At 60.7% G+C, this 1,684-nt stretch carries 2 protein-coding genes; both read left to right on the top strand.

Annotated features, from left to right (window positions below):
* Positions 1-988: NAD(P)/FAD-dependent oxidoreductase (locus O5O54_RS22135; RefSeq protein ID WP_279484010.1), on the top strand; the 988-nt coding region annotated here is incomplete at its 5' end.
* The gene (locus tag O5O54_RS22130) at positions 985-1,305 is read left to right on the top strand and encodes a transcriptional regulator (protein WP_279484009.1); all 321 of its coding nucleotides are present in this window, start codon (positions 985-987) and stop codon (positions 1,303-1,305) included. The genes O5O54_RS22135 and O5O54_RS22130, both read left to right, overlap by 4 nt.
* Positions 1,306-1,684 lie beyond the last annotated feature (379 nt).

Here is a 1,684-nt window from a genome sequence, read left to right as displayed (position 1 = left end):
TGGGCGGGACATCGTCCCGGCGCGCAGCGTCAGCTATGATACGCTCGTCCTTGCGGTCGGAAGCGAGGCCAACGATTTCGGCACGCCGGGAGCCGGCAGGCACTGCGTGACCATCAATTCGCGCGGTCAGGCCATCGCCTTCAACGACCGGATGAGGATCGAACTACTTCACGCCGTAGCACAGGACCGGACGTTCGGGGTCGCGATCGTCGGCGGCGGGGCCACCGGGGTGGAACTGGCGGCCGAGATCGTGCAACTCGCCGAGATCGTGCAGGGTTACGGGATCAGCGGCCTCAGGGAGCGGATCCGCGTTACGTTGATCGACACGGGCGATCGGCTTCTTCGCGCCTTCCCCGAGCGCATCTCGCATGCCGTCGCGGCGCGCCTGCGCGAGATGGGCGTCGAAGTGAACCTCAACGTAAAGGTTGTTTCCGTCGACGAGGAGGCGTTTCACCTCTCCGACGGCAAGATTGTGCGCGCCGAAATGAAGGTCTGGGTGGCAGGCGTGCGGCCCCCCCATCTCCTGTCCACGATCGAGGGGATCCAGTTGAGCAAGCTCGGCCAGATCGTCGTCGGGGACGATCTGAGATCGGTCGACGACCGTTCGATCGTCGGCGTCGGCGACTGCGCCAGCCCCCGTTTCGCGGACGCTTCGATTTTGGTCCCGACCACAGCGCAGGCGGCTTCGCAGGAAGCCGACTACCTTGTCCGTCATCTGCCGACCCTGATCGCGGGCGGCACCGCTCCCGCCTTTCAGTACCGCGACTTCGGCTCACTCGTGTCGCTCGGCGGCTACGACGCCTACGGAACGCTCGGTCGCGTCGGTCTGTTCAGAGGCGGATTTCTGAAGGGTCGTGTCGCGCAACTCGGGCACGCGCTGCTCTACCGCCGCCATCAGGCACGGCTGCACGGCCTGGGCCGGGGCAGCCTTCTCTGGCTTGCGGACGTCCTGAACGCGCGGGTTAGACCGCGAGCGCGCTTGACATGAGCGAAGACGCCATATCACCCGCCGCGAAACAGCCTTCCGCAACATCGCAGGGACCAAGAAATGAAACAGCGGATGCTGGTCTCTCCTCTGAGCAGTGCCGCGCCGCTCGCGGCCTGCTGGACTGGTCGGTCCAGAAGCTAGCGCGACACGCCGGCGTTCCTGTCGACTGCGTGCGCATTTTCGAACGTCGTCGGAATGAAGGAGATGCCGATACGGTTGAACTGATTCGTCACGCGCTTGAGCTCGGCGGGATCGAATTCATTCCTGAGGATAAAAAAGGAGCGGGTGCAAGGCTACGAAAACCATCGAGAAAGTAATTTATCCGCAACCACCCCTTCGAGGGTCTTCACAACTAAATACTACAATTTGATCAATACTCATTAGTATCATGATTTTTAGAAAGATTTTCGCATTCATGCGTTCGCGCCATGCCTACAAGATCACGTTCAATCAAATTGCCATTTTGAATGATACTGATCAGAAACATAACACGACAATCCGAGGAGTTGTGATGATCGGGCGGCCTAGCAGACCTTCTACATCAGGGACGCTGACGGTCCTCGGCTTTGAGAATGGAGGGGCGTCACAACCTGTTGCGTCCGCACGTCCGTCAACGGCCTTAACACTGAAGCGCTGAGCGCCACAGTCGCCTGTAGGCTCGGAGGGCCTCTCCTACACAGACCTGTATGTGTCCAA

Origin of the sequence: Aureimonas sp. SK2 (assembly GCF_029813115.1) — a bacterium.
In the GTDB taxonomy this organism is placed as follows: Bacteria; Pseudomonadota; Alphaproteobacteria; order Rhizobiales; family Rhizobiaceae; genus Aureimonas.
This window is presented reverse-complemented; position numbering and strand designations above follow the sequence as displayed.

Excerpts from the sequence above, each read along its gene's own strand:
- O5O54_RS22130 (WP_279484009.1), top strand. The coding sequence starts at position 985 with ATGAGCGAAGACGCCATATCACCCGCCGCGAAACAGCCTTCCGCAACA.